21 protein-coding genes are annotated in these 25,788 nt (G+C 61.0%); 6 read left to right on the top strand and 15 right to left on the bottom strand.

Annotated features, from left to right (window positions below; translation table 11 throughout):
* Positions 1 to 130 precede the first annotated feature (130 nt).
* Positions 131 to 1,126 carry an alpha/beta fold hydrolase gene (locus ACF8EA_RS25695; protein WP_103470097.1) on the top strand — a complete coding sequence of 332 codons (996 nt, stop codon included), beginning with the start codon at positions 131 to 133 and terminating at the stop codon, positions 1,124 to 1,126.
* A gap of 79 nt (positions 1,127 to 1,205) precedes the next feature.
* On the opposite strand, the gene ACF8EA_RS25690 is transcribed toward ACF8EA_RS25695, so the two are convergent.
* The 6 genes from ACF8EA_RS25690 to ACF8EA_RS25665 all read right to left on the bottom strand — a co-directional run bounded on the left by ACF8EA_RS25690 (position 1,206) and on the right by ACF8EA_RS25665 (position 7,716).
* Positions 1,206 to 2,534 carry a sigma-54 dependent transcriptional regulator gene (locus ACF8EA_RS25690; protein ID WP_003254975.1) on the bottom strand — a complete coding sequence of 443 codons (1,329 nt, stop codon included), beginning with the start codon at positions 2,532 to 2,534 and terminating at the stop codon, positions 1,206 to 1,208.
* The gene (locus ACF8EA_RS25685; protein WP_021781955.1) at positions 2,531 to 4,435 is read right to left on the bottom strand and encodes an ATP-binding protein; all 1,905 of its coding nucleotides are present in this window, start codon (positions 4,433 to 4,435) and stop codon (positions 2,531 to 2,533) included. Before ACF8EA_RS25685 ends, ACF8EA_RS25690 begins: the two co-directional genes overlap by 4 nt.
* Before the next feature lie 68 nt (positions 4,436 to 4,503).
* Complete coding sequence (locus ACF8EA_RS25680) at positions 4,504 to 5,238, bottom strand: amino acid ABC transporter ATP-binding protein (protein ID WP_012273899.1); 735 nt, start codon at positions 5,236 to 5,238, stop codon at positions 4,504 to 4,506.
* On the bottom strand, positions 5,235 to 5,906 hold the full coding sequence (locus ACF8EA_RS25675; RefSeq protein WP_021781957.1) for an amino acid ABC transporter permease: 672 nt from the start codon (positions 5,904 to 5,906) through the stop codon (positions 5,235 to 5,237). Before ACF8EA_RS25675 ends, ACF8EA_RS25680 begins: the two co-directional genes overlap by 4 nt.
* The gene (locus ACF8EA_RS25670; protein ID WP_021781958.1) at positions 5,907 to 6,653 is read right to left on the bottom strand and encodes an amino acid ABC transporter permease; all 747 of its coding nucleotides are present in this window, start codon (positions 6,651 to 6,653) and stop codon (positions 5,907 to 5,909) included. It abuts the gene before it with no gap.
* Between the two features lie 145 nt (positions 6,654 to 6,798).
* Positions 6,799 to 7,716, bottom strand: coding sequence for a glutamate/aspartate ABC transporter substrate-binding protein (locus tag ACF8EA_RS25665; protein ID WP_003254967.1), 918 nt, complete (start codon positions 7,714 to 7,716; stop codon positions 6,799 to 6,801).
* A gap of 332 nt (positions 7,717 to 8,048) precedes the next feature.
* On the opposite strand from ACF8EA_RS25665, the gene ACF8EA_RS25660 reads away from it, so the two are divergent.
* Entirely contained in the window at positions 8,049 to 12,371 is a 4,323-nt protein-coding gene (locus tag ACF8EA_RS25660; protein ID WP_392523683.1) for an NEL-type E3 ubiquitin ligase domain-containing protein, read from the top strand.
* A 27-nt stretch (positions 12,372 to 12,398) separates the two neighbouring features.
* On the opposite strand, the gene glpD is transcribed toward ACF8EA_RS25660, so the two are convergent.
* From glpD to ACF8EA_RS25640, 4 genes are all read right to left on the bottom strand, one after another.
* A complete protein-coding gene (glpD, locus tag ACF8EA_RS25655; RefSeq protein ID WP_021781961.1) occupies positions 12,399 to 13,937 on the bottom strand; it encodes a glycerol-3-phosphate dehydrogenase in 1,539 nt (512 codons plus the stop codon).
* 297 nt (positions 13,938 to 14,234) lie between these two features.
* On the bottom strand, positions 14,235 to 14,990 hold the full coding sequence (gene glpR, locus ACF8EA_RS25650) for a DNA-binding transcriptional repressor GlpR (protein WP_021781962.1): 756 nt from the start codon (positions 14,988 to 14,990) through the stop codon (positions 14,235 to 14,237).
* A 101-nt stretch (positions 14,991 to 15,091) separates the two neighbouring features.
* The gene (gene glpK / locus ACF8EA_RS25645) at positions 15,092 to 16,591 is read right to left on the bottom strand and encodes a glycerol kinase GlpK (RefSeq protein ID WP_021781963.1); all 1,500 of its coding nucleotides are present in this window, start codon (positions 16,589 to 16,591) and stop codon (positions 15,092 to 15,094) included.
* A gap of 51 nt (positions 16,592 to 16,642) precedes the next feature.
* Positions 16,643 to 17,494 (bottom strand): MIP/aquaporin family protein, encoded by an 852-nt coding sequence (locus tag ACF8EA_RS25640; protein WP_084850135.1) that lies wholly within the window; start codon positions 17,492 to 17,494, stop codon positions 16,643 to 16,645.
* 301 nt (positions 17,495 to 17,795) lie between these two features.
* On the opposite strand from ACF8EA_RS25640, the gene ybaK reads away from it, so the two are divergent.
* Complete coding sequence (gene ybaK, locus ACF8EA_RS25635) at positions 17,796 to 18,266, top strand: Cys-tRNA(Pro) deacylase (RefSeq protein ID WP_021781965.1); 471 nt, start codon at positions 17,796 to 17,798, stop codon at positions 18,264 to 18,266.
* Positions 18,267 to 18,303: 37 nt separating this feature from the next.
* Here ybaK and ACF8EA_RS25630 read toward each other — a convergent pair whose 3' ends face one another.
* Positions 18,304 to 19,413, bottom strand: coding sequence for an ABC transporter ATP-binding protein (locus ACF8EA_RS25630; RefSeq protein ID WP_021781966.1), 1,110 nt, complete (start codon positions 19,411 to 19,413; stop codon positions 18,304 to 18,306).
* Positions 19,410 to 20,330 carry an ornithine carbamoyltransferase gene (argF, locus tag ACF8EA_RS25625; protein WP_021781967.1) on the bottom strand — a complete coding sequence of 307 codons (921 nt, stop codon included), beginning with the start codon at positions 20,328 to 20,330 and terminating at the stop codon, positions 19,410 to 19,412. Before argF ends, ACF8EA_RS25630 begins: the two co-directional genes overlap by 4 nt.
* Before the next feature lie 372 nt (positions 20,331 to 20,702).
* Between argF and ACF8EA_RS25620 the strand changes: the two genes are divergently transcribed.
* Both ACF8EA_RS25620 and grxD read left to right on the top strand, forming a co-directional pair.
* The gene (locus ACF8EA_RS25620) at positions 20,703 to 22,811 is read left to right on the top strand and encodes a molybdopterin-dependent oxidoreductase (protein ID WP_392523681.1); all 2,109 of its coding nucleotides are present in this window, start codon (positions 20,703 to 20,705) and stop codon (positions 22,809 to 22,811) included.
* A gap of 91 nt (positions 22,812 to 22,902) precedes the next feature.
* Complete coding sequence (grxD, locus tag ACF8EA_RS25615; protein ID WP_021781969.1) at positions 22,903 to 23,238, top strand: Grx4 family monothiol glutaredoxin; 336 nt, start codon at positions 22,903 to 22,905, stop codon at positions 23,236 to 23,238.
* A 57-nt stretch (positions 23,239 to 23,295) separates the two neighbouring features.
* Here the strand turns inward: grxD and bfr are convergent, their stop codons facing one another.
* Together bfr and ACF8EA_RS25605 are read right to left on the bottom strand one after the other, a co-directional pair.
* Entirely contained in the window at positions 23,296 to 23,769 is a 474-nt protein-coding gene (gene bfr, locus ACF8EA_RS25610) for a bacterioferritin (RefSeq protein ID WP_003254948.1), read from the bottom strand.
* A gap of 200 nt (positions 23,770 to 23,969) precedes the next feature.
* Positions 23,970 to 24,188 carry a bacterioferritin-associated ferredoxin gene (locus ACF8EA_RS25605; protein WP_003254947.1) on the bottom strand — a complete coding sequence of 73 codons (219 nt, stop codon included), beginning with the start codon at positions 24,186 to 24,188 and terminating at the stop codon, positions 23,970 to 23,972.
* A gap of 224 nt (positions 24,189 to 24,412) precedes the next feature.
* Here ACF8EA_RS25605 and ACF8EA_RS25600 point away from each other — a divergent pair, with 224 nt between their 5' ends.
* Positions 24,413 to 25,015: a peroxiredoxin gene (locus ACF8EA_RS25600; RefSeq protein WP_003254945.1), complete on the top strand. Its 603-nt coding sequence runs from the start codon at positions 24,413 to 24,415 to the stop codon at positions 25,013 to 25,015.
* A 158-nt stretch (positions 25,016 to 25,173) separates the two neighbouring features.
* Here the strand turns inward: ACF8EA_RS25600 and rnt are convergent, their stop codons facing one another.
* The gene (gene rnt, locus ACF8EA_RS25595) at positions 25,174 to 25,785 is read right to left on the bottom strand and encodes a ribonuclease T (protein ID WP_010952252.1); all 612 of its coding nucleotides are present in this window, start codon (positions 25,783 to 25,785) and stop codon (positions 25,174 to 25,176) included.
* Positions 25,786 to 25,788: the final 3 nt, after the last annotated feature.

Genomic DNA, 25,788 nt, shown 5'->3' with positions numbered 1-25,788 from the left:
TCTGTCGACTGGGCGATCGTCGCACCGTCTGGCGGAAGTCATGAAACTGTCACCGAACTGTGGCAGCGCGCCCGAACAGAATTCATCAGACTCGCGCTCTACTGGGGATCTGCATTCTGGTGTTTCTTTCATGCGGGCTTTTTGGCTTTTTCTTTTCTTCCTGCTGAGCGTACCGGCGAGTTCCGCCGAACAGCGCTGTGACGCCCATGTGCCGGTGCAGCGTGCCGAACTGGGTGCCGTCAGCCTGGTGTACCAGAGCGTCGGTGCGCCACGCGACCCGGCCTTGCTGCTGGTCATGGGCCTGGGCGGGCAGCTGATTCATTGGCCGGACGACGTGGTCGAGGCATTGTGCCGACAAGGTTTTCGGGTGATCCGCTATGACAACCGCGATGTCGGCCTGTCACGCTGGAACCAGGTGCCACCGCACGCCAACCTGACGCTCGAACTGTTGCGTTACAAGCTGGGCCTGCCTGTGTCGGCGCCCTATACGCTGACTGATATGGCCGATGACGGCTTGCGCCTGATGGACGCGTTGGGCGTGCGTCAGTTTCATGTATTGGGGGTGAGCATGGGCGGCATGATTGCCCAGCATCTGGCGGCGATGGCGCCCGAGCGTGTGCGCAGCCTGACGCTGATCATGTCCAGTTCAGGGGCTGCGGGTTTGCCGGCACCGGATCCGGCGTTGGTGCAGTTGCTGGCCCGGCGCAGCGCGCCGAACCGCGCAGTGGCTATCGAGCAGCAGGCCGACCTGCTGGCGGCTTTGGGCAGCCCGGAAGTACACGACGACCGTGACGTGTTGCTGCATCAGGCGGCGCAGGCCTACGACCGGGCGTTCAACCCGGACGGAGCCAAGCGCCAGATCATGGCGATACTGGCCGAGCCGAGTCGCGTGGAGTTGCTCAACCAGTTGCGAGTGCCGACCCTGGTGGTGCACGGTACGGCTGATCCGTTATTGCCGGTGATGCATGGCGTGCACCTGGCGGCGCATATTCAGGGTAGCCAATTGCGCTTGATCCCGGGGCTGGCGCACCGTTTTCAAGAGCCGTTCAAGGCGCCGCTGCTGGGGGCGGTGTTGCCTTATTTGCAGGCGCATAGGCAAGCGGTCACGCACATCGCTGGGCTCTGAATTTGCGCTGGCTGCTTCGCGGGCTTGCCCGCTCTCACAGGTGCTGCACCGATCTCAGGCTTTCCAGTTTGGGTTCAAGTCAGCCGAGGCCGTATTTTTTCACTTTGTCGAACAGCGTGGTCTTGGCCATGCCCAGCTCCTGGCTGGCCTGGCTCAGGTTGCCGCCAGTGCGTTGCAGGGCATCAGTGAGCAGGTTGCGTTCGAATGCTTCCACCGCCTCGGCAAAAAGCAGGCCTTGGTTGGCACCACCGCTGGGGCCTTTCTTGAACGCTGGCAGGCCGAGGGCATAGCGTTCGGCCACGTTACGCAACTCGCGCACGTTGCCCGGCCAGTCATGGGCCATCAGGCGCGACAGGGTCTGGCTGTCCAGTGTCGGTGTTTCGCGGTCGAAGCGCAGGGCCGACTGCTGCAGGAAATGTTCGAACAACTGCAGAATGTCTTCACGGCGCTCACGCAGCGGCGGCAGCTCCAGGGTTACCACGTTCAGCCGGTAATACAGGTCGCTGCGGAACTGGCCGCTCTGGCCCAAGGCATCGAGGTCGGCCTTTGTCGCGGCGATCACCCGGCAATCCACCGGGATGCTCTGGTTCGAGCCCAGTCGCTCCAGAGTGCGCTCCTGCAGTACGCGCAGCAGCTTGATCTGCAGGTTGATCGGCATGCTCTCCACTTCATCGAGGAACAGCGTGCCGCCATTGGCGTGTTCGATCTTGCCGATGCGGCGTTTGCCGGCACCGGTGAAGGCGTTGGCCTCGTGGCCGAATATCTCGCTTTCAAACAGGTTTTCCGGCAGGCCGCCACAGTTCAACGCCACGAACGGGTGGCTCTGGCGGCGGCTGAAGTCGTGCAGGCAGCGTGCGACCAGCTCTTTGCCGGTGCCGGTCTCGCCTTCGATCAGCACGTTGGCTGAGGTGTCGGCGACGTTGGCGATCAGTTCGCGCAAGTGCTCCATGGCCGGTGAGCGACCAATGATGCGTCCCTCCAGGCTGCTCTGTTCGGCCAGCTGGCGGCGCAGGGCCACCACTTCGCGTGACAGCCCGCGCTGTTCCAGCGCGCGGCGTACCACGTCGACCAGGCGCTCGGGGGAGAACGGTTTTTCCATGAAGTCATAGGCGCCGTTACGCATGGCGCCTACGGCCATGTCGATATCGCCATGACCAGTGATCAGCACCACTGGCAGGCTGCGGTCACGGGCCTTGAGGCGATTGAGCAGCTCCAGGCCATCAATACCCGGCAGACGGATATCGCTGACGACAATGCCGGCGAAATCGTCGCCGATGCGTTCCAGCGCCTGTTCGGCGCTGCCTACGCCCTCGCAGGCGATATCCTCCAGGGCCAGCGCCTGCTGGCAGCCGAGCAGCACATGCGGGTCGTCTTCGACGATCAGGACGGTAAGAGGCGCTTGGTTCATGGATGCTCTGCCGATTCGCTAGGGGGTGAAACCAGAGGCAGGGCCAGGACAAAGGCCGTGCCGCCGGTGGCGGGATGCTCGACGTTGAGGCTTCCCTTGGCGGCGGCGGCAAGGCTCGCCGACAGGGTCAGGCCCAGGCCCAGGCCATGCTCGCCCGGTTTGGTGGTAAAGAAGGGTTCGAACAGGTGCTTGCGCGCCTCGGCGTCGATGCCATGGCCATTGTCGCGCACCTGCAAACGGTACTTGTCGCCCTGCAACTCGCCTTCCAGCCACAGCTCAGGCTGCGGTTGCGCGGCCATGGCGTCAAGGGCATTCCCGATCAGGTTGACCAGAATCTGCTCCAGGCGGGTCTGGTCGATGGCCAGTTGCTGGTCCTCGAACTGGTGGTGCAATTTCAGGTGACAGGCACTGATGCGGTTGGCCAACACTTGCAGGGTGGCCTCCACCGCCTTGGCCAGTGAAGCCTGGCCGCTGTCATCGCCGCGCCGGGCAAATGAGCGCAGGCTGGCGGTGATGCGGCCCATGCGGTCGATCAGGTCATTCATGGTGCGCAGGTTGGTACTGGCGGTCTCCAGCGCCCCGCGCTCGAGGAAGCGCACAGTATTGCCAGACAAGGTGCGCAACGCGGCCAGTGGCTGGTTCAGCTCGTGGGCAATGCTGGTGGACATTTGCCCGATGGCGGCCAGCTTGCCCGCCTGCACCAGCTCATCCTGGGCGTGGCGCAAGGTTTGCTCGGCATGCCGGCGCTCGCGAATCTGGCCCTTCAGGCGTTCGTTGCTGGCGCGCAGGTCGGCGGTGCGTTCGGCAATCCGCCGCTCCAGCTGGCTGTTGGCTTCTTCAAGGGCTTCGCGGGCCGCCAGGCGGGTGGCGATCACCTTGCGCCGCTCGTTCCAGGCAATGCCGAGGATCGCCAGCAAGGCAAAGGCCACGCCCACCAGGATGCCCTGCACCATGGATTCGCGACGCAGGTCTTGCAGTGGGGTCAGCAGGGTGAAATGCCAGGGCGTGTCCACCAGGCGCCTGGTTTGCGCCAGGTAGGCCACTTCGTGCGGTTTGCCATGAGCGGTTTCGGTGTTGGCGGGGAAGGTCAGTTTTTCCACACCGTCGGCCAGGGTCTCCCGGGCCAGAGGCTGCAGTTCGTTCAGCGGCCACCAGTAGTACTGCAGGCTTCGCGCCAGGCGCTCCTTGATTTGCGGGGTCAGCGGGCGCACCGACTTAAGGCGCCGGGCCGGGTCACTGGAGAGGATGATGATGCCATTTTCGTCGCTGACGAACGCTTCCAGGCGGGCGCGCTGCCAGCGCTCCTCGAGGGTGTCCAGGCGCACTTTGATCACTGCAACGCCTATGATCTTGCCGTGCTCCTCAAGCCCGTGGGCCAGGTAATAGCCGGCCTCGCCAGTGGTACTGCCGATGCCGTAGAACCGCCCGGGTTCGCCGCGCACGGCAGTCTGGAAGTAGGCGCGGAACGACAGGTCTTCACCCAGGAACGAGTCGGCATCGCGCCAGTTGCTGGTGGCCTGCACCCGGCCATTGGTGTCGAGGACGAAGATGGCCCGACTGCGGCTGCGACGGTTCAGGCCTTCAAGGTATTCGTTGACCGTCTGGCGCGAGCCGCCGTCCGGGTCGGTGAGCAGGTGCGAGACGCTGTCTTCCAGTTCCAGCAGGCTCGGCAAGTAGGTGTACTTGCTGATTTCGCTTTCGACCGTACGTGCGTGCAGCTCCAGCTGGCGTTCGCCGTTTTCGCTGAGGGTGCGGATACCATTGCTCTCGCTGATCAGGTAGCCAGCCATTCCCAGGCCGACCATCAGCAGGATGATCAGTGGCGGTAACAGCAATTGACGGATCAGGCGGGAATTCACGGCAGGCTTGGCAGGGCGAAGTAGCGAGGGGTCGCATTTCATCACAGTGGCCTTGTAACGACCAGCTTCCGCTGCCTGGTGGGTGCCTGGCAGCGGAAGCTGTGGCCGGGTCAGTGCTGCAGGATCTTGCTGAGGAAGTGCTGGGTGCGCTGGTCGCGGGCGCTCTGGTCACCGAAGAACTCTTCCTTGGTGCAGTCTTCGATGATGCTGCCCTTGTCCATGAAGATAACCCGGTTGGCGACTTTGCGGGCAAAGCCCATCTCGTGGGTTACGCACATCATGGTCATGCCTTCGTGGGCCAGTTGCACCATCACGTCCAGCACCTCGCTGACCATTTCAGGGTCCAGTGCCGAGGTGGGCTCGTCGAACAGCATGACGATCGGGTCCATCGCCAGGGCGCGGGCGATTGCCACGCGCTGCTGCTGGCCACCGGAGAGCTGGCCGGGGTGTTTCTTGGCATGGGCACTGAGGCCTACACGGTCGAGCAGGGCCAGGCCCTTCTTGGTGGCTTCCGCCTCGCTGCGGCCCAGCACCTTGCGCTGGGCAATGGTCAGGTTTTCGGTGATGGTCAGGTGCGGGAACAGCTCGAAGTGCTGGAACACCATGCCCACCCGCGAGCGCAGTTTGGGCAGGTTGGTCTTCGGGTCGGCAATCGAGGTGCCATCAACCACGATGTCGCCCTTCTGGAACGGCTCCAGCGCGTTGACGCACTTGATCAGGGTGGACTTGCCCGAGCCCGACGGGCCACAGACCACCACTACCTCACCTTTCTTGACTTCGGTGCTGCAGTCGGTCAGTACCTGGAAGTCGCCGTACCACTTGTTGACGTTCTTGATGGAAATCATACGGTGATCCTTTTTTGCAGGCGCTTGACCAGCCACGAAGCGGAGAAGCTGATGATGAAGTAGACGACGCCGGCGAAGATCAGGAACTCATGGGAGCGCCCGATGATGTCGCCGTTGGAGCGAGCCGAGTTGAGGAAGTCGACCAGGCCCACGGTATACACCAGCGAGGTGTCCTGGAACAAAATGATGCTCTGCTGCAGCAGCAGCGGGGTCATCTTGCGGAAGGCCTGAGGCAGGATGATCAGGCGCATGGTCTGCGCGTAGTTCATGCCCAGCGCTTGTGCGGCGCCCATCTGGCCCTTGGAGATCGACTGCACGCCGGCGCGGACGATTTCGCAGAAGTACGCGGCCTCGAACATCATGAAGGCGACCACGCAGGAGGTGAAGGCACCCACCGGGGTATCTTCGCCGGTGATCCAGCGCAGCACGAACGGTACCGCCAGGTAGAACCAGGTGATCACCAGCAGCAGCGGGATCGAGCGGAAGTAGTTGACGTAGGCACCGGCCAGGTTCGACAGCAGTTTGCTCGACGACAGACGCATCAGGGCCAGGATGGTGCCCAGCACGATACCGCCGATGACTCCCATGACCATCAGCTTGAGGGTCATGACCATACCGTCCCAGAGGGCTGGCAGGGCGGGGATGATTTCGCTGAAATCCATTTCCATTTACTTGCCCCCCACGGAGATCAGGCCAGGCACGGCGACTTTCTTCTCGATCATGCGCATGAGCAACATCAAGCCCATGTTCAGGGTGAAGTAGATCAACGTGGCCAGGGTGAACGCCTCGAACAGGTTGGCGGAAAACTCAGCGGTCTGTTTGGTCTGCGCCAGCAGCTCCATCAGGCCGATGAGCGACGCCACCGAGGAGTTCTTGAACACGTTGAGGAACTCGGAGGTGAGCGGCGGAATGATGATCCGGTAGGCCTGCGGCAGCAGCACATTGTTGTAGATTTGCGGGAGGCTGAAGCCCATGGCGCGGGCGGCAGCTTCCTGGCCTTTGGGCAGTGCCTGAATACCGGTACGCACTTGCTCACAGACGCGTGCGGCGGTGAACAGGCCCAGGCAGATGACCACGCTGATCAGTGCCGAAGTGGTCGGGTTGAGATCCTGCTTGAACCATTCCTGCAAGCCTTCTGGCAGCAGGTCGGGTACCAGGAAGTACCAGATGAACAATTGCACCAGCAGCGGTACGTTGCGGAACAGTTCCACGTAGGCGGTGGCGATACCCGATACCAGGCGGTTCGGCACGGTACGCATGACGCCGAGGAGTGACCCCAGCAGCAGCGCGATGATCCAGGCGGTGATGGCGATGGCGATGGTCCAGCCCAGGCCGGTGATGTACCAGTCCAGATAGGTTTCGCTGCCCACGCCGGTGGACTTGAAGAACACGCCCCAGTCCCAGTTGTAATTCATCGGGATTTCCCCTCAGACGGTTGTTTCACGGGCACCTTCGAGCATCCGGGGGCGCAGGGCGCCCACGGATGAAAGGTTAGACACTAATGAGTGGCCTGCAGAATTGATTCGTGCTTGTGAGCACCAGGCCACTATTTGCTGAGGATCAGGACTTCTTCTCGTCCGCAGCCTTGTCGGTTGGCTCGGCGATCAGTTTTTTCAGCTCTTCGCTCATCTGGAAGTTGAGGTTCAGACCTTTAGGCGGGATCGGCTGCATGAACCACTTGTCGTAGCTCTTGTTGACTTCGCCCGACTTGAAGTAGGCAACGATGGCGTCGTCGACCGCTTTCTTGAACGCAGCGTCTTCCTTGCGCACCATGCAGCCGTAGATTTCGTACGACTGTGGCGTACCGGTGATGACCCAGTCGGATGGCTTGCGCGCCTTGGCCATTTCACCGGCGAGCAGGGCGTCGTCCATCATGAAGGCCACGGCGCGGCCGCTTTCGAGCATGTTGAAGGCTTCACCGTGGTCCTTGGCGGAAATCACGTTCATCTTCATCTGCTTGTCGGCGTTCATCGCCTTGAGGATGCGCTCGGAGGTGGTACCAGCGGTGGTCACCACGTTCTTGCCGGCCAGGTCCGGGAAGTCTTTGTATGCAGGCTGACCGTCCTTGACCTTGGTCAACAGGCGGGTACCGACTTCGAAGATGCCGACCGAGAAGCCGACTTGCTGCTGGCGCTCGACGTTGTTGGTGGTGGAGCCGCACTCCAGGTCGACGGTGCCGTTCTGCACCAGCGGAATACGGGTTTGCGAGGTGACCAGGTTGTAACGGACTTTGATGTCCGTGCCCAGTTGCTTTTTCAGCGCGTCGACGACGGCCAGCTGGATGTCATGCGAGTAACCGACGGGCTCGGGTTTGCCGGCCAGGTAGGAAAATGGAATGGAGGAGTCGCGGTGCCCCAGGGTGATGGTGCCCGATTCCTTGATCTTCTTCAGGGTGCCGGTGAGCTCCTCGGCCATGGCCGGCGAAGCGATGACTGCAGCCGCGATGGCTGCGCCCAGCAATTGACGAACGATACGCATCAAATTTTCCTCGACGTGTTTGTTTTTTTTATGGAGCCGTTGGCGGACTCTTCGTTCAACGAATACAGCAAGAAGCGGGTGCATTCGGCTACCAAGTGTAGAGCATGACTCGTGCCAAGCCCTGCTGTCGACCTTAAACCGCTTGTATTGCTCGCGCTTGACAGTCTCTACATCTCTCCGGGGTTCGCCAGGCCGAATAAATAGCGTTTGCTCGTTCGGTTATCCGAACGCGTGGGCTGCCGCACATTCAGGTATCGCGTGTGGTAACTATGCAGTGCGCGGCAAGGGCGCAGACGTAGTGTGCTCTGCTCTTTGCCTGGAGAGTTCCACAGATGTCACCGCACCGGCCCCCGAACGATTCCATCGATAGCCTGATTGCCCAAAACTTGCCTGGATGGCTAGTCGACCATGCGCAACCGGAAAGGCTCGATGCGTTACGTAATGCCCTGCGTCGGCAGGCGCACTGCAATGCTCGGCTTGGCCCGATCCTCCAGGCCATCCCTTCCTTGCAGGCCTACGCGGCAGAGTTGCTCAAAACGAAGCTGCGCAAGAGCGGCATCAGCAACCCGGACGTGACGGGCTGGAAGGTACGGGTCTCGCAGCGGCTGGTGCTACCCAGCGCTTCGCCTGCGCTGCTGCGGCCCACCTATGTTCGCCGCTCCAGGCGGTCATTGCTGGAGGCGGCGCTGCATAACTATCATCGCAGGGAGACGCGCCCCGGGCTGATGCGCAAAGGTGAACTGGTCGATGGCAACGGTAACCGGCTGCCGATGAGCTTCCACGCGTTTGCCTCCGCATGTCGCGAGGTCGACGCAGGTGGCAAGTACCAGGCGTTGCTCACGCACCACCTACAGCCTGAAGATGGCCCGGAGGATGAGCCGGGCCAGGCCGTTTTCCGCTTGCACGGGCTGTTCGAAGCGAGTTTCAAGGCCCATTTCGAGGTGGCGATGCGGGTCGCTGCGTTGAAGCAGGACATTGACGAGCGCACATATTTTTTTCTATTGCCGCTTGTTGCCGAAAAGCCGGTGGTGCCTGCGCTGGTTGGCACTGTGGTTCCCCGACAGTTGTACCTATTGGGCCGCCCGGTTCAAGGCGTGCTGACGCTGGAAGTGCGTCCGTCAGCTGATGGCGCAGTGGAGTCGGTGGTGCTCTGGATACCCGATGACCCTCATCAGCCCGTCTCCCGTCATGCCAGCTGGGATGCACTCGACAAGTACCTCGGTAAGCGCTTCCGTGCGCCGGACTATCGGCGCTTTTTCGCGCGCTTCATTACTGAGCGTGAGCGCATCAATTTCTATCGGGTATTGAACGAACGGGTCGCGCAGGCATCGGCAGCCGGGGTGGAACTCGACGCCCGTTCTGCACCGGTCACTGACGCACCGTTCGTACACCTGCGCCGGCAACACCTTGCCAAGATCAGGGATGACGCCAAGGTGCTCGCCGTACCCACTGATGTCGAAGATGACGAAGACCGCGAAGCGCGCATGCAGGGTTACAAAGAGCTGGGTATGAATTTGCTGAACGTGGCGGGCGCCTTCGTGCCTGTGCTTGGCGAAGTGCTGCTGGTGGCAAACGCGGTTCAGATTGCTGACGAAGTGTATGAAGGGTATGAAGATTGGCGCATGGGTGATCGCGAAGGGGCGTTGAACCACCTGTTCAATGTTGCCGAGAACGTCGTGCTTGGCGGGATGATCGCAGCCGGCAGCCAAGTGGCCGTGCGTGCCCTTGAGCGGCTGGCCTTCGTGGATGACTTGGTACCGGTATGCGACTCCGTAGGCAAGGTCAAGCTCATGGCCACGGATCTACCCGGTTACGATGCCCAACCTTTGCGTGGTGCTGGCGCACAGGAATGGTTATGGCACCTCGATAGTGGCCGCTATCGGGTGTTGGAGGATCCGCAGGATGGTCGCTCCAGGATCCTGCACCCTGGTCGTCCCAGTGCCTATCGGCCTGTGATCGAGCAGAATGGCGCCGGCGGCTGGCGCCATGAACTGGAAGCTCCCCAATACTGGGAAGGGCGGGCCAATCTGGTGCGACGCCTGAGTACGCCTCTGGCAGAACTACCGGAAGCGACATGCGACTACCTGCTCCAGGTAACGGGGCTGAGTGAAGCGCAGGTTCGCCGTTTGCACGTTGAACACATGGGCGCACCTGCACGGATGCTCGATGCCCTGGAGCTTTATCAGGCACATGCATTACACCCGGACTTCAGCGCGCCGCAACTGGCGCAGTACGTTGCTGCCCGGCAAGTGCAGCCCAATGGCATCGAGCGGATATTGCAGCGCACTTTCCCGGGCCTGTCGGCTCGTTGTACGCGTGAGCTGCTTCAGCAATGCAGCGGTGCGCAGCTCGATACGCTCAGCACCGCGCAGCGGATCCCTTTGGCAGTGGCCGAGCGCGCACGATGGTCACTGCGCGAAAGCCGTCTGGACAGGGCCTGTGCCGGCTTGCGCCTGCCGCGTTGCGTCAATCCCGATACCGAACGCCTGGCTTTGGGCTTGCTCGAGCGTCAGCTGAAATGGCCGGACACCCTGCGCATCGAACTGCGCGAAGGTAGCCCGAGTGGCCGGTATCTGGCCGGTATCGGCGCTGAGTCTGCGCAGGATGTACGGTGTATCGTGCGCCGCGGTGATGGCTACCGCTATGCCGGTCAAGGCACATCCGGCCCCTACCTGGCGGCGCTGCTGTCTGCGCTGGACGAGACGCAGACAGCCGATCTCGGCGATGCCGCTGTCAGTCCAGGTGCCCTGGGCTCGTTGTTGATCGAGGCCGCTGCCGGTGATCGTACCCAAGCGGCTGAGCTCTGTGGCATGCCCCGTCTGGGCGTTGGCCTGAGGCCCCCGACCCGTTTTGGGGACGGGCGTATCGGGTATGCCTTGAGTGGGCGAGGGGAGAGCAGTCGGCGTGCCATAGGGCGTGGTATCCACCAAGTGTTTCCGACAATGACAGACGGGGAGCTACAAGCCTATCTGCTTGACCTAATGGAGCGGCGAGTAGGGTTGTGGGAGCACTACAGCCAGCTCACGGGACAGTTGGCACGCCTGCGTCAGAGCCTGCGCCAATGGCGCAGGGATGCCAGTAACCCACTGGACGCGCTGCGCCGCCGTCGGGTCGCTACTGCCGTTCGGCGAAGCTGGCGGCGCAAGATAACCGACGAGGCCGGGGACTACGCGCTTATCATCAGCGGAGAGCGTATCGGTAGTCTGCCCGAATTACCGGAGGGGGTGAGCTTTGATCATGTGCGACGGCTGATCCTCAGTGACCTGCGCCTTGGTGAAATCAATGGGGACTTCCTTCGACGTTTTCCCAACCTGATTGAGCTCGACCTGTCCGGCAATCGCCTGACTGCGATCCCTCACGGCATTGAACATATGCCCCGCCTGCGGCAGCTAAACCTGCGCCGCAACAGCGTGATCATGGATGAGGCCGGTGAGTTGCGTCTTGCCGGGATGAGCGCGCTGCGGTACCTCGACCTCAGCCACAACCCGCTGGGAAGGGCGCCGGTACTGACGCGCCTGGGCAATTTGCGTGAAGTCAACTTGCGCTCTGCTGGCCTTGAGGCGTTGCCTGAGCGGATTTCATTTCGTGCCCACATAGACTTGCGTAACAACAACATCCGCACACTGCGCCGAGAGGTGCAGCAGCTGCGCCTGCAGGTGCACCAGTTGTCCTTGCACGATAATCCACTTGGCGAAGCTGACGCATTGCTGCTCGATGAGGCTCGAAGTGTGACCCCGGGGCAGTGGGGGTCAGCGTCCGCACGCCATCGCGCCATTGACAGTGACCTTTTCAATACCTGGGCCAACAGTACAGCCGGCGCTGAACGTGATCGCCAGCAGGCCATATGGACAGCCCTGCTTGAGGAACCGCAATCAGATGGAATGTTCCGCTTTCTGGCAGACTTCGTCCATGGTGAGGACTTTGAACAGCACCCTGGGCATTACCGCAGCCGAATCTGGCGAATTCTTGAAACGTGTGAGCAGCACGAGCAGTTGCGTCATCAGTTGTTTCTAGAGGCATCTGGTCCACGCAGTTGTGAAGACCGCCTGCTGCTGTTGCTGGAGCAGATGGAGCTTGGGGTTCTGGTGCTGCGCGCCGTCGAAGACGCGCATGGCAGTCGGATGGAAGCCCGTTTGCTAAGCCTGGCGCGTGGTTTGTTTCGCCTGGACGAGGTCGACCGTCACGCGACTTTACACGTTCAACGCATGCATGCCGAGCACGCCCCTCATATCGATGAAATCGAGACACGGCTTTTTTACCGACAGCGGCTTGCGCGTCCCTTGGGCTTGCCGATCGAGCTCGACGAAATGCATTACCCAGGTTTTGCAAACGTAACCACCAGCGATGTGCTGCGGGTCCAGGACGCGGTTTTGCAAACTGAGACGACGGATGCCCTGATAGCCTCGTTGGCACAGCGGCCTTTCTGGGAGCAATACGCGCGAGAGTTTCATGCGCAGCGATTTGAAGAACTGGTACAGCCACTGCACCAGCGCATGGAAGCCCTGCAGGCTCAGGTAGATGAGCAAGTGATCAACGAAAGCGAGTTTCTGCAACGCTGTGAAGCACTGAAAACTGATTACGATCGCAGCGAGCGGGCATTGCTGGTGCGGTTGGCGCGTGAAGCCTATGAGCGCTGGGCGAATACGCCCCCTTGACGAATCAAGAGGGCTTCACCGTCGGTATCAGGCTGCGCGGCTATTTGTGCGCACCTTGCGTGCTTGCTGCAGATACGCCCCCAGGGCCATCTGCTCCTGCGCGGTCAGCGACAGGCCCAGCTTGGTGCGACGCCAGATAATGTCAGCGGTTTGCTCTGCCCATTCCTCCTCCAGCAGGTAGTCCACCTCGCGGGTGAACAGCCCGGCGCCGATAGCCTGCCCGAGGTCTTCGGGGCCGTGAACGCCATCAAGCAGCCGCCACACGCGGCTGCCGTAGGTGAGCACCCAGCGTTTGGCCAGGTCAACAGGCAACCAGCCGCAACGTGCCAGTACGGCATCGATCAGCGCCTGTACCGTTGTCATGCCCTCTGCGCCCGGCAGTGGCGCACTGGCAGTCCAGGCGCCGCGCATCTGGGTGAAGAAGGGCTTGAGTTCGGCCATGGCCGATTCGGCCAGCTTGCGGTAGGTGGTGAGCTTGCCGCCGAACACAGACAGTAACGGTGCCTGGCCTTCGTCCGCCGAAAGGGCGAGTGTGTAGTCCCGGGTCACTGCCGAAGGGTTATCCGATTCATCGTTGCACAGCGGTCGAACGCCGGAGTAGGTATGCAGGATGTCGGCTGGGCTCAGTTGATGGTTGAAGTGCTCGTTGACCACCTTCAACAAGTAGTGTGTTTCCTGCTCGGTAATGGCGACCGCGGCCGGGTCGCCGCTGTATTCCCGATCAGTGGTGCCGATCAGTGTAAAGCGGTCCAGGTACGGGATGCAGAAGACGATACGCTGGTCTTCGTTCTGCAGAATGTAGGCATGTTCACCTTCATACAGGCGCGGCACGATAAGGTGGCTGCCCTGGATCAGGCGGATGCCGTAAGGCGCCTCGAGCTTGAGGTCGTCCTTGATGAAGCTGGCCACCCACGGGCCGGCGGCGTTGACCAGTGCGCGGGCATGGATCGTCTGGAGGGTGCCATCGGCGTGCTGCAGTTCTACCTGCCACAAGCCCTTTACACGTTCGGCGCGCAAGCAGCGGGTGCGGGTGTGGATATGTGCGCCTAGCTCACGTGCCGCCATGGCGTTGAGTACCACCAGGCGGGCGTCATCGACAGCGCAGTCGGCGTATTCGAAGCCGCGGGTGATTGCTGGCTTAAGCGGGTATCCCGGGCCGAAGCGCAGGCTACGCGAGGCGCCCAGACGCTTGCGCTTGCCCAGGTGGTCGTAGAGGAACAGGCCGGCGCGGATCATCCAGGCAGGGCGCAGGTGCGGGCGGTGCGGAAGCACGAAGCGCATAGGTTTGACGATGTGCGGCGCCTTGGCCAGCAGCACTTCGCGTTCAGCCAATGCCTCGCGTACGAGGCGAAATTCGTAGTGCTCCAGGTAGCGCAAGCCACCGTGAATCAGTTTGCTGCTGGCTGACGACGTGTGTTGGGCCAGGTCGTCCTTTTCGCAAAGGAAGACCTTCAAGCCGCGACCAGCGGCGTCGGCAGCGATGCCCACGCCATTGATGCCACCGCCGATCACGGCAAGGTCATAACAGTCGGCTGTTGGGGGCTGGGACGAAACTGGCTGGGACACGGGCAAGGCCTCCTGGGGCTGTTCACATCGAATATGAACATTGATGTTCGTTTGCGAAAATATTAGCGCAACAGAAAGCCGGTCGCCAGTCAGTCTCTATAGAAAAAACTGATCAAATGACAATGAAGTGAACATTTACGAAAATTTAGGGGGCGGCCAGGGTTCTGGGCGCGCGCGCTGTCTCAGGCATAACTGGCCCGAAAACGATGCAGGCGCGAGCCTCGCTCGCGATGCGCCGCGCGGGCCGCATTTGATCTCACGGCCGCCACATATCTGGCGGCATGCACCCGCCAGCCCTCAAACCACCTCAAGCCTGATCTTGTTCTGGTTCAACAATTGGGTAAGGGTTGGGGTCGGTGTCTGGTCGGTCACCAGGCAGTCGACCAGGTCGATCGAGCCCAGACGCACCATGGCATTGCGCCCGAATTTGCTGGAATCGGCCGCGAGGATCACTTGTCGGGCATTGGCAATGATGGCTTGCGACACCCGCACTTCCTGATAGTCGAAATCGAGCAGGCTGCCATCCTCGTCGATACCGCTGATGCCCACCAGGGCGAAGTCGACCTTGAACTGGTTGATGAAATCGACACTGGCCTGGCCGACTACACCACCATCTCGGCGCACCGTGCCACCCGCCACCAGCACTTCGAAATCGTCCTTGGCGGCCAGGATCGCAGCCACGTGCAAGTTGTTGGTGATGACTTTCAGGTGGCTGTGGTTGAGCAGTGCCCGGGCAATCGATTCGGTGGTGGTGCCGATGTTGATGAACAGCGAGGCATGGTCGGGAATCTGTCGGGCCACGGCGTCGGCAATGCGCTGTTTTTCGTCGCGCATCTGGTCGGCACGCATGGCGTAGGCGGTATTTTCGATGCTTGAATCGTAAGCCGCACCGCCGTGGTAGCGGCGTAGCAGGTTGAGCTCGGCAAGCTGGTTGATGTCGCGCCGGATAGTCTGGGGAGTGACAACGAATAGCTGCGCCATTTCCTCGATACTGACATAGCCGCGTTCGCGCACCAGTTCGAGGATTTGTTGTTGGCGGGGGGGCAGATTCATGGGCGGTCCTTTGGGGCTGCCGGACAAATTCTGCAATGATGCCGTAGGAAAGGGATGACGGCCAGTGGACGATGGGGGCCGTATGGCGGCCCCCACAGGTATCATGCCTCGTGATCTTCCCAGTCACGGGTACGCTTGACTGCTTTCTTCCAGCCGGCATACAGCTTTTCTTTCTGCGTTTCGTCCAACTGCGGGCTGAACTCGCGCTCGATGATCGCCTTGTCGCGCAGCTCGTCCAGGCCACTCCAGAAGCCACAGGCCAGGCCAGCCAGATAGGCGGCGCCCAGTGCCGTGGTTTCGCGCATTTGCGGCCGCTCCACGCAGGTGCCGAGGATGTCGGCCTGGAACTGCATGAGGAAGTTGTTGGCCACTGCACCACCGTCCACACGCAGTTCGGACAAGCGCTGGCCACAGTCCTGCTGCATGGCGTCGAGGACATCGCGGGTCTGGTAGGCGATGGACTCCAGTGCGGCGCGGATGATGTGGTCTACCTTCACGCCACGTGTCAGGCCGAACAACGCACCGCGGGCATACGGGTCCCAGTATGGGGCGCCCAGGCCGGTAAAGGCTGGTACCAGGTACACGCCGTTGCTGTCCTTGACCTTGCTGGCGAAGTACTCGGTATCCAGGGCGTCGTTGACGATCTTCAGTTCGTCACGCAGCCATTGCACGGTAGAGCCACCATTGAATACCGCGCCTTCCAGTGCATAGGCCACCTCACCACGCGGGCCGCAGGCAATGGTAGTGAGCAGGCCGTGGGACGACTTCACCGCCTGGTCACCCGTGTTCATCAACAGGAAGCAGCCAGTGCCGTAGGTATTCTTGGCCTGGCCCGGCTCCACGCACATCTGGCCGAACAGTGCCGATTGCTGGTCGCCGGCGATACCGGCGATGGCTATGCCGCTCTTGGTGTGGCCATACACTTCAGAAGAGGGGCGCACCTCAGGCAACATTTGCCGTGGGATGCCCAGGATTTCCAGCAGCTTGTCGTCCCACTGCAGGCTGTGGATGTTGAACATCAGCGTGCGCGAGGCGTTGGTGTAGTCGGTGACGTGAACCTTGCCACCGGTAAATTTCCAGATCAGCCAGGTGTCGATGGTGCCGAACAGCAGTTCGCCACGCTCGGCGCGCTCACGGGCGCCGTCGACATTGTCGAGGATCCACTTCAGCTTGGTGCCGGAGAAATACGGGTCGGTGACCAGGCCGGTGGTTTCACGAATGTAGCCTTCATGGCCGTCACGCTTGAGCTGGGCACAGATCTCGGTGCTGCGGCGGCATTGCCAGACAATGGCGTTGTACACCGGGCGCCCGGTTTCCTTGTCCCACACCACAGTGGTTTCGCGCTGGTTGGTAATGCCCAGTGCGGCGACCTGAGCGTGGCTGATGCCTGCCTGGGCCAGGGCCTCGACCATGGTCGCGCTTTGTGTGGCGAAAATCTCCATCGGGTCATGTTCGACCCAACCCGCCTGTGGGTAGTGCTGTGCGAACTCGCGCTGGGAGGTACCCACAACATTGGCGTCACGGTCGAAAATGATCGCCCGCGAACTGGTGGTGCCCTGGTCCAGGGCGATGATGTAGTTCTTATCCTGGGTGTCTGTCATGGTCGTAGGCCTTGCAAGAATAGAGGGTCAGGGCTGCGCGTGGTGGCGGCATCAATTGGCTTGAGTATCGCCCTGGCGAATGTCATTTGTCTCTGGGGTCGCGGCGGGCGCTACTGGCAGGTTGCGTGCAATAAGGCCGCGATAGCTCGCTGCACCCAGGCAGGCGCCAACGATCGGTGCAAATACCGGAACCAGGAAATAAGGAATATCCCGCCCGCCAGTGAAGGCGATTTCGCCCCAACCGGCGAGGAATGTCATGAGTTTTGGCCCGAAATCGCGGGCCGGGTTCATCGCAAAGCCAGTCAAAGGGCCCATGGCGCTACCAATCACCGCAATCAGCAGGCCGATCAGCAGCGGGGCCATGGCACCGCGCGGAAGGCCGTTGTTGTCGTCGGTCAGGGCCATGATCACGCTCATCAGAATGGCAGTGATCACCACTTCGACCAGAAATGCCTGGCTGGTGGACAGGGACGGGTGCGGGTAGGTGGAGAACACAGAGGCCAGCTCCAGGCTGCCTTCGCTACCGCGCAGCATGGCGTGGGCCTGTTCGAAATCGAAGAACAGACTGCTGTACAGCGTGTAGACCAGTGCCGCGCCACAGAATGCGCCGCATACCTGGGCCAGCATGTAGAAGGGCAGCTTGCGCTTGTCGAACCCTGCGAACAGTGCAAGGGCGATACTTACGGCTGGGTTCAGGTGCGCACCGGAAATACCGGCGGTGAGGTAGATGGCCATGCTGACGCCCACGCCCCAGATGATACTGATCTCCCAAAGCCCGAAGCTGGCGCCGGCAACCTTGAGCGCGGCGACGCAGCCGGTACCGAAGAAGATGAGCAGGGCGGTGCCGAGAAACTCGGCCAGGCACTGGCTGGACAGCGTGGGTTGGTGCAGAGCAGTCGTCATGTATGACCTCGTTTTTTTTGTTGTGAGGCGCGTAGCGCTCGACAGCAAAACCCGGTGTCTATCCCCATTGACCCCGGATGATGTAGGAAATGCACCTTAAAAGTGCACCGCTTATTCAGAAACGAAAAAATATAGACAAGAAACGCTGATGTCAAAGGTCGAAAGTGAACGGTCAGTCACGATATGGCCGCTAGAATAAGATGCGGATCCCGTACTAGAGGCGCGCGATCGCGGTGCGCTGGCTGGGATGTAGGAATTGTCCTAAAGTAGCCGCCGAGTCGTCCCTGACTGGAGCCCTTGCATGACCCCCGCCCTAGACCTGTTGAAAAAGCACCGTGCCGAGCATCGTGTGCACAGTTATGAACATGACCCGAAGTCGGCGTCGTATGGCCTGGAGGCGGCAGAAAAGCTCGGGCTCGACCCGCAACAGGTGTTCAAGACGTTGCTGGCAAGCAGCGAGAAAGGAGAATTGCTGGTAGCGGTTGTGCCTGTGGTGGGGACCTTGGACCTCAAGGCCCTGGCCCATGCTGCCGGGGTAAAGAAGTGCGAGATGGCCGACCCGGCGGCGGCGCAGCGGGCGACCGGTTACCTGGTGGGCGGGATCAGCCCACTAGGGCAGAAGAAGCGTCTGCGGACCTTTATCGATGACTCGGCGCAGAATTTTGCAACTATCCATGTCAGCGCCGGTCGGCGTGGCCTGGAAGTGGAGTTGGCAGCGGCGGTGCTGGCGGAGTATACGCAGGGCTCGTTCGCCGGGATTGGTCGAGGCTGAGAACAGGGGGCCGCCAAGCGGCCCCCTGGCGGTGAAGTCAAGTCGCCGAACTGTAACGACGCACGCCATTCTCTTGGCGTGGCAACTGTGCCGCAACGCTACCCGGTACAGGGAATAGCACGAGGTGATCGGCCTTCACTGCAATCTCCACATTCTCACCGACCTCGTGGTCGTTATGGCTAGGGAAGATCGCTTCCAGCTGGCTACCGGTGGGCAACTGCAAGCGATAGAGCGTCGATGCCCCGAGGAAGCTCTTGCCCACGATGTTCGCCAGTAGCGCGCTGCCTGGTGCATGCACGATATCATCCGGGCGCAGCAGTACATCCACCGAGCTGCCCGGTGCCATGATGTAGGCGCGGTTACCGCGCAGCTCACCCACTTCGGTATTGACCGCCTCGTGGCTGCTCATTTGCCCACGGATGAAGTATCCCTGGCCGATGAAACTCGCCACGAATGGCGTCTGCGGTTCGTGGTAAAGGTTGTAGGGCGTGTCCCACTGTTCCAGGCGGCCTTCCTTGAAGACACCGACCTGGTCACTGACCGCAAAGGCTTCTTCCTGGTCGTGAGTGACCAGAATGGCGCTGGTACCGCGGCTTTTGAGAATGTCGCGAACCTCATGGCTCAGGCGACGGCGCAGCTCTACGTCGAGGTTCGAGAACGGCTCGTCAAGCAGCAACAGTTGCGGCTCGGGCGCCAGCGCCCGGGCCAGGGCGACACGTTGCTGCTGACCACCAGACAACTCATGCGGGTAACGACCGCCCAGCCCGCCGAGTTTGACCAGTTCCAGCATCTCTTCGATGACGGCGGCCTGGCGTGGGTGTTTGGCGATACCAAAGGCAATGTTCTGCGCCACGGTAAGATGCGGGAACAGCGCGTAGTCCTGAAACACCATGCCGATGCGGCGCTTTTCCGGGGCCAGGGTGAAGCCAGCCCGGGAAATGACCTCACCGCCCAGGTGGATTTCACCTTCGTGCACCGGCTCGAAACCGGCGATGGCGCGCAGGGTGGTGGTCTTGCCGCAACCGGATGAACCCAGCAGGCAACCGATGTCGCCTGCGTTCAGGTGCAGGTTGAGGTTCTGGACGATGCGCTGGTCGCCATAGCCGCAGGCGAGGTTGCGCAGGTTGAGCAGTAGGGGTTGACTCATGCGTGGTGGTAAGCCGGTTCTACAAGGAATTCGAGAAGCGCCTTCTGTGCATGCAGGCGGTTTTCAGCCTCGTCCCAGGCGACCGAACGTGGGTCGTCGAGCAGGTCCTGGCTGATTTCCTCGCCACGGTGGGCGGGCAGGCAGTGCATGAAGAGGACATCGGGTGCAGCCAGGTCGAGCAGTTCGCGGGTGACCTGGTAAGGTGCGAAATGCGCCAGGCGCCGTGCAGTTTCCTCCTCCTGACCCATGGAAGTCCAGACATCGGTGACCACCAGGTGAGCATCACGCACAGCTTCCTTGGCATCCCGGATGATCTGCACGCGGTCGCCGCCCAGTTCCATGAAACGTTGATCCGGCTCATAGCCTTCGGGGCAGGCGATGCGCAGCTGGAAATCGAACTGCGTGGCGGCTTCGATATAGGAGTTGCACATGTTGAAGCCATCGCCGATCCAGGTCACGGTCTTGCCCTGAATCGAGCCGCGGTGTTCAACAAAGGTCTGCATGTCGGCCAGCAGTTGGCACGGGTGCGATTCGTCGGACAGGCCGTTGATCACTGGCACGCGCGACTTGGCGGCGAACTCGGTCAGGGTGCTGTGGGCGTGGGTGCGGATCATCACCACATCAACCATGCTCGATAGCACGATGGCGCTGTCACCAATCGGCTCGCCGCGGCCCAGTTGGGTGTCGCGAGGCGACAGGAAGATGGCCTGGCCGCCGAGCTGGATCATGCCGGCCTCGAAGGACACACGGGTACGGGTCGAGGACTTCTCGAAGATCATGCCCAGTACACGGTTCTTCAGGGGTTCGAACAGCACGCCTCGCTTACGCAGGTCCTTCAGCTCGATGCCGCGGCGGATCACCCCGAGCAATTCGTCGGTGGTGAAGTCCAGCAGGGAGAGAAAGTGCCTAGCGCTCATGATTGACTACCTTATCTGCAACGGTATGCAGGTCGACCGTATGGTTTTTTTGACAACGGGAATGACCTGCGGCGTAAGCCGCACGGGGCGGACGAAATAGGGAAAGGCGCAATACTATAAGTAAATGTCGCCTGAAGCCAAGGGGGGAAAAGCGGCCTGATCGCAAAGGGTGTTGCAAACGGTGTCTTTGCCCGATGGCCGTGCTGTTCTTTATTTGCTACACAAGGTTGTACACGGCTTGCTGGCAATTTGGCAAATGGCTGTCGTAAATCGTGCGCCTGATGTCGGTGGATTCACGCGGCGAAGCGCACTGGCCGCGGGGAGGGGCCGGGCGCATAGTCACTGTTCGACAACAACAAGGCAGAGGCGGCCATGACCAAGACCCTGCACCACCGTGCCTGTCACCTGTGCGAAGCGATCTGCGGGCTCAACATCGAAGTCAGCCATGAGGAGGACGGGCGGGCCCTGATCAGCTCGATCAAGGGCGACCCACTGGACCCTTTCAGCCGTGGCCATGTCTGCCCCAAGGCCGTGGCGTTGCAGGACATTCAGAACGATCCGGATCGCCTGCGCCAGCCACACAGGCGAGTAGGCGACCATTGGCAGGCCATTGGCTGGGATGAGGCCTTTGCACTGGCGGCCGAAAAATTGTGGGCGGTCCAGCAGGCCCATGGGCGCAATGCCGTGGCGGTCTACCAAGGCAACCCGAGTGTGCACAATTACGGCTTGATGACCCATAGCAACTACTTTCTGGGCCTGCTCAAGACCCGTAACCGTTTCTCTGCCACTTCAGTGGATCAGTTGCCCCAACACCTGGTCAGCCATCTGATGTACGGGCATGGGCTGCTGCTGCCGATTCCGGACATCGACCACACGGGATTCATGCTGATTCTTGGCGGCAACCCACTGGCCTCCAATGGCAGCATCATGACCGTTCCGGACGTGGAGAAGCGCCTGAAGGCCCTTCGGGCGCGTGGTGGGCGCCTGGTGGTGGTTGACCCGCGACGTAGCGAAACGGCGGCAATGGCTGACAGCCATTTGTTCATACGCCCCGGTGCTGATGCCGCCCTGTTGTGCGGCTTGCTCAACACATTGTTCGAAGAAGGCCTGGCGCGGGGCTCGCACTTGCCGGTCAACGGCCTGCAGCAGGTGCGTGAGGCCATTGCGCCGTTCAGTGCCGAGGCCGTGAGTGCCCAGTGTGGTATCGCTGCAGCGGACATTCGCCAGCTGGCACGCGACTTCGCCGCTGCTGGGCAGGCCGTGTGTTACGGCCGCATGGGCGTCTCGACCCAAGCATTTGGTACCCTTTGCCACTGGCTGGTGCAACTTGTGAACCTGGTGACCGGCAACCTCGACCGCACAGGCGGCGCGTTGTGCACGGAGCCTGCCGTCGACCTGGTGGCGACCACCTCGGGCGGGCATTTCAACGCCTGGCAAAGCCGTGTGTCGGGCTTGCCCGAGTACGGCGGCGAGCTGCCGGTGGCGGCCCTGGCCGAGGAAATGCTTACATCGGGTGAAGGGCAGGTGCGCGCCCTGGTGACAGTTGCCGGCAACCCTGTGTTGTCCACGCCTAACGGTCGCCAGCTGGATGCAGCGCTGGAGGGTTTGGACTTCATGCTCAGTATCGATCTCTACATCAACGAAACCACCCGCCATGCCGACCTGATCCTGCCCTCCACCTCAGCGCTGGAAAATGACCATTACGACAGCACCTTCAACCTGCTGGCAGTGCGCAACGTCACGCGCTTCAACCGGGCGATCCTGGCCAAGCCGGAGGGCGCACTGCATGACTGGGAAATCTTCGTCGGCCTGGCCCAGGCGTTTGCCAAGCGTGCCGAGTTGGAGTTGAAACCGACCTGGTCGCCTGCGCAGATGATTGATCAAGCCCTGCGCAAAGGGCGCTATGGTGAAGCAACGCCTTGGCAGCTCTCCTTGGCAGCACTGGACGATAACCCGCATGGGCTTGACCTGGGGCCTTTACGCAGCAACCTCGCGGGGCGGCTGACGACTGCCAGCAAGGCTGTCGAAGCAGCCCCTCAGGTTTTGCTTGACGACCTGCAGCGCCTGGCGCAAATGACGCCACCAGTGCCGGGCGAACTGCTGCTGATCGGGCGTCGCCATGTGCGCAGCAACAACTCGTGGATGCACAACTTCCATCGCCTGGTAAAAGGCAAGCCACGGCATCAGCTGTTGATGCACCCGCAAGACTTGCAGCAGCGGCAACTGCAGGATGGCCAGCGCGTGCGCATCCGTTCGCGTACTGGCTCACTGGAGGTCGAGGTGCAGGCCTGCGAAGACATGATGCCCGGTGTGGTCAGCTTGCCCCACGGCTTTGGTCATGGTCGTCAGGGCGTGCACATGCAGATCGCCCAGGCGCAACCCGGCGTGAGTGCCAATGACCTGACCGACGAACGCTTTCGGGACCAGGTTTCCGGAAACGCTGCGCTCAATGGCGTACCCGTGCAGGTCGAGGCCGCTTGAGGAACGGCAAGGCCGAGCACGGCGCTCGGCTTTCCGATACAATGCGACACCGTGCCGACGACTGTGTCGGATAGTTCAGCCGAGGTGCTACATGGATATCATCGAAACGATCAAAGAGCAGATTGCCAACAACACCATTCTGCTTTACATGAAAGGCTCGCCGAATGCCCCGCAGTGCGGCTTCTCTGCGCGTGCATCGCAGGCCGTGATGGGTTGTGGCGAAAAGTTCGCCTACGTCGACATCCTGCAGAACCCGGAAATTCGCGCCAACCTGCCAAAATACGCCAACTGGCCGACCTTCCCGCAACTGTGGGTAGCCGGTGAGCTGGTTGGCGGCAGCGACATCATGCTGGAAATGTTCGAGAACGGTGAGCTGCAAACCCTGATCAAGGAAGCGGCTGCCAAGGCCAAGGCTTCTGAAGCCTGATCTACCGGCAAGCATAAAAAAACCCGCTGATCGCGGGTTTTTTTATGGGGCGAGTAGTTACTCTTCGCCCATCTGCGACTGCAGGTAGTTCTCGATACCGATCTTGTCGATCAGCCCCAGTTGGGTTTCCAGCCAGTCGATGTGCTCTTCCTCGGACTCGAGGATATCTTCGAGCACGTCACGCGAGCCGAAGTCGCCAGCAGTTTCACAATGGGCGATGGCTGCCTTCAGGTCGACCAGGCCTTGCTGTTCAATCTTCAGGTCACACTCGAGCATTTCCTTGGTGTGCTCGCCGATCAGCAGTTTGCCCAGGTCCTGAACGTTAGGAATACCTTCGAGGAACAAAATACGCTTGATCAGTTTGTCAGCGTGCTTCATTTCATCGATGGATTCTTTGTACTCGTGCTTGCCGAGTTTGTTCAGCCCCCAATCTTCGTACATGCGCGCGTGCAGGAAGTACTGGTTGATCGCGACCAGCTCGTTTCCGAGGATCTTGTTGAGATGCTGGATGACGCTTACGTCGCCTTTCATGTCGGGGTTCCTGCCCTGTAGAAGTGTGTCAATCCAGTGAAGTTTGAGCCCGATACTTAGGTGTGTCAAACCTAAGTTCTTGAATAATAAGTGAAAATTAATAGGAATAAGAATGTTTGTGAACCGCGTTGTAACGCTAACTTGTTGAATTTCAGGCATAAAAAAACCGGACGCCAGGTCCGGTTCTTGAAATTCTGGGTTCAGGCAGCGGTAAATTCGACGGGGTAGGGCAGGGCTGCCTGGCTGACCTGAAGTTCGGTCAGGGTCTCGCGGACCACCTGCTTGGCCACGCAGGCGCATTTGCCGCACTGGCTGGCGACATTGGTCGCGGCTCGCACTTCTTTGTAACTGCAGCATCCTTCATAGATCGCATCGCGGATCTGTCCGTCGGTAACGCCGACACAAAGACACACATACATAAGGGCTGACCATCGCTGGTTGGGTCGATGGGTTGGAGCTTAATGTTAATGAGAATGCTTGTCAAAGATCTTTCTGAGAGGGGTGTGCTTGAGCGACCGGCGGTCGCTTTGTCGACGGAGTCGGCCTGTCATGAGAAGCCGTGTATGATGGTCGGCCTTTGTTGGATGTCGGGCAAGCCCGTCTGGCCCGGCAAACGGTTTTTCACCCTCATCAGGAGATTACAATGAGCGTACTCGTTGGTAAGAAAGCCCCCGATTTCACCGTTCCGGCCGTGCTGGGCAATGGCGAGATCGTCGATAGCTTCAACCTGGCCTCGGCCATCAAGGGCAAGTACGGCCTGGTGTTCTTCTACCCGCTGGACTTCACCTTCGTCTGCCCGTCCGAGCTGATCGCCCTGGACAACCGCATCCCTGACTTCCAGGCGCGCAACGTGGAAGTGATCGGCGTGTCGATCGACTCGCACTTCACCCACAACGCCTGGCGTAATACCCCGGTCAACAACGGCGGTATCGGCCAGGTGAAGTACACCCTGGCTGCCGACATGACCCACGAAATCTGCAAAGCCTACGACGTCGAGTCCGAAGGCGGCGTGGCCTTCCGTGGCGCCTTCCTGATCGATACCAATGGTGTTGTCCGTTCGCAGATCGTCAACGACCTGCCACTGGGCCGTAACATGGACGAGCTGCTGCGTCTGGTCGACGCTCTGCAGTTCCACGAAGAGCACGGCGAAGTCTGCCCTGCCAACTGGAAAAAAGGCGACAAGGGCATGAACGCTTCGCCTGAAGGCGTTGCTGCCTACCTGAGCGAGAACGCTGGCAAGCTGTAATTGCTGCGTGCACAAAAAAACCGGCCTTCGTGGCCGGTTTTTTTTGCCTTCCTGTGCCGGCCTCTTCGCGGGAGCGCCCGCCCCCACAGATTCTCTGCATGCCTGAAGGCAAAGGTTAACCTGTGGGAGCGGGCGTGCCCGCGAATGCTTTTGGCAGATCAGTCGTTGAAATCGCGCCAGCCGCCCATTTCTTTCCAGCGGTTGACGATGCCGCAGAACAGCTCAGCCGTTTTCTCGGTGTCGTAACGTGCCGAGTGCGCCTCACGCCCGTCGAAGTCGATGTCGGCGCTCTGACAGGCCCGCGCCAGCACGGTCTGGCCATACGCCAGGCCCGCCAGGGTGGCGGTGTCGAAGCTGGAGAACGGGTGGAACGGGTTGCGCTTCAGGTCATTGCGCGCCACTGCTGCATTGAGGAAACCCAGGTCGAAGCTGCTGTTGTGGCCGACCAGAATCGCCCGCTTGCAGCCGTTGGCCTTGAGGGCCTTGCGCACGCCGCGGAATATGTCGGTCATCGCGCTTTCCTCGCTGACTGCCATGCGTAGCGGATGGTCCAGCTTGATCCCGGTGAACTCAAGCGCGGCCGGCTCGATGTTGGCGCCCTCGAACGGCTCTACTCGGTGGAAGTAGGTATGCTCGGGGAACAGGAAACCTTTCTCGTCCATGCCGATGGTGACGGCGGCAATTTCCAGCAATGCATCGGTAGCGCTGTTGAAACCACCGGTTTCAACATCCACCACGACCGGCAGATAGCCGCGGAAGCGCTCGGCCATCGG

This window comes from Pseudomonas sp. YQ_5 (genome assembly GCF_043103305.1).
Taxonomy (GTDB): domain Bacteria; phylum Pseudomonadota; class Gammaproteobacteria; order Pseudomonadales; family Pseudomonadaceae; genus Aquipseudomonas; species Aquipseudomonas putida_Y.
This window is presented reverse-complemented; position numbering and strand designations above follow the sequence as displayed.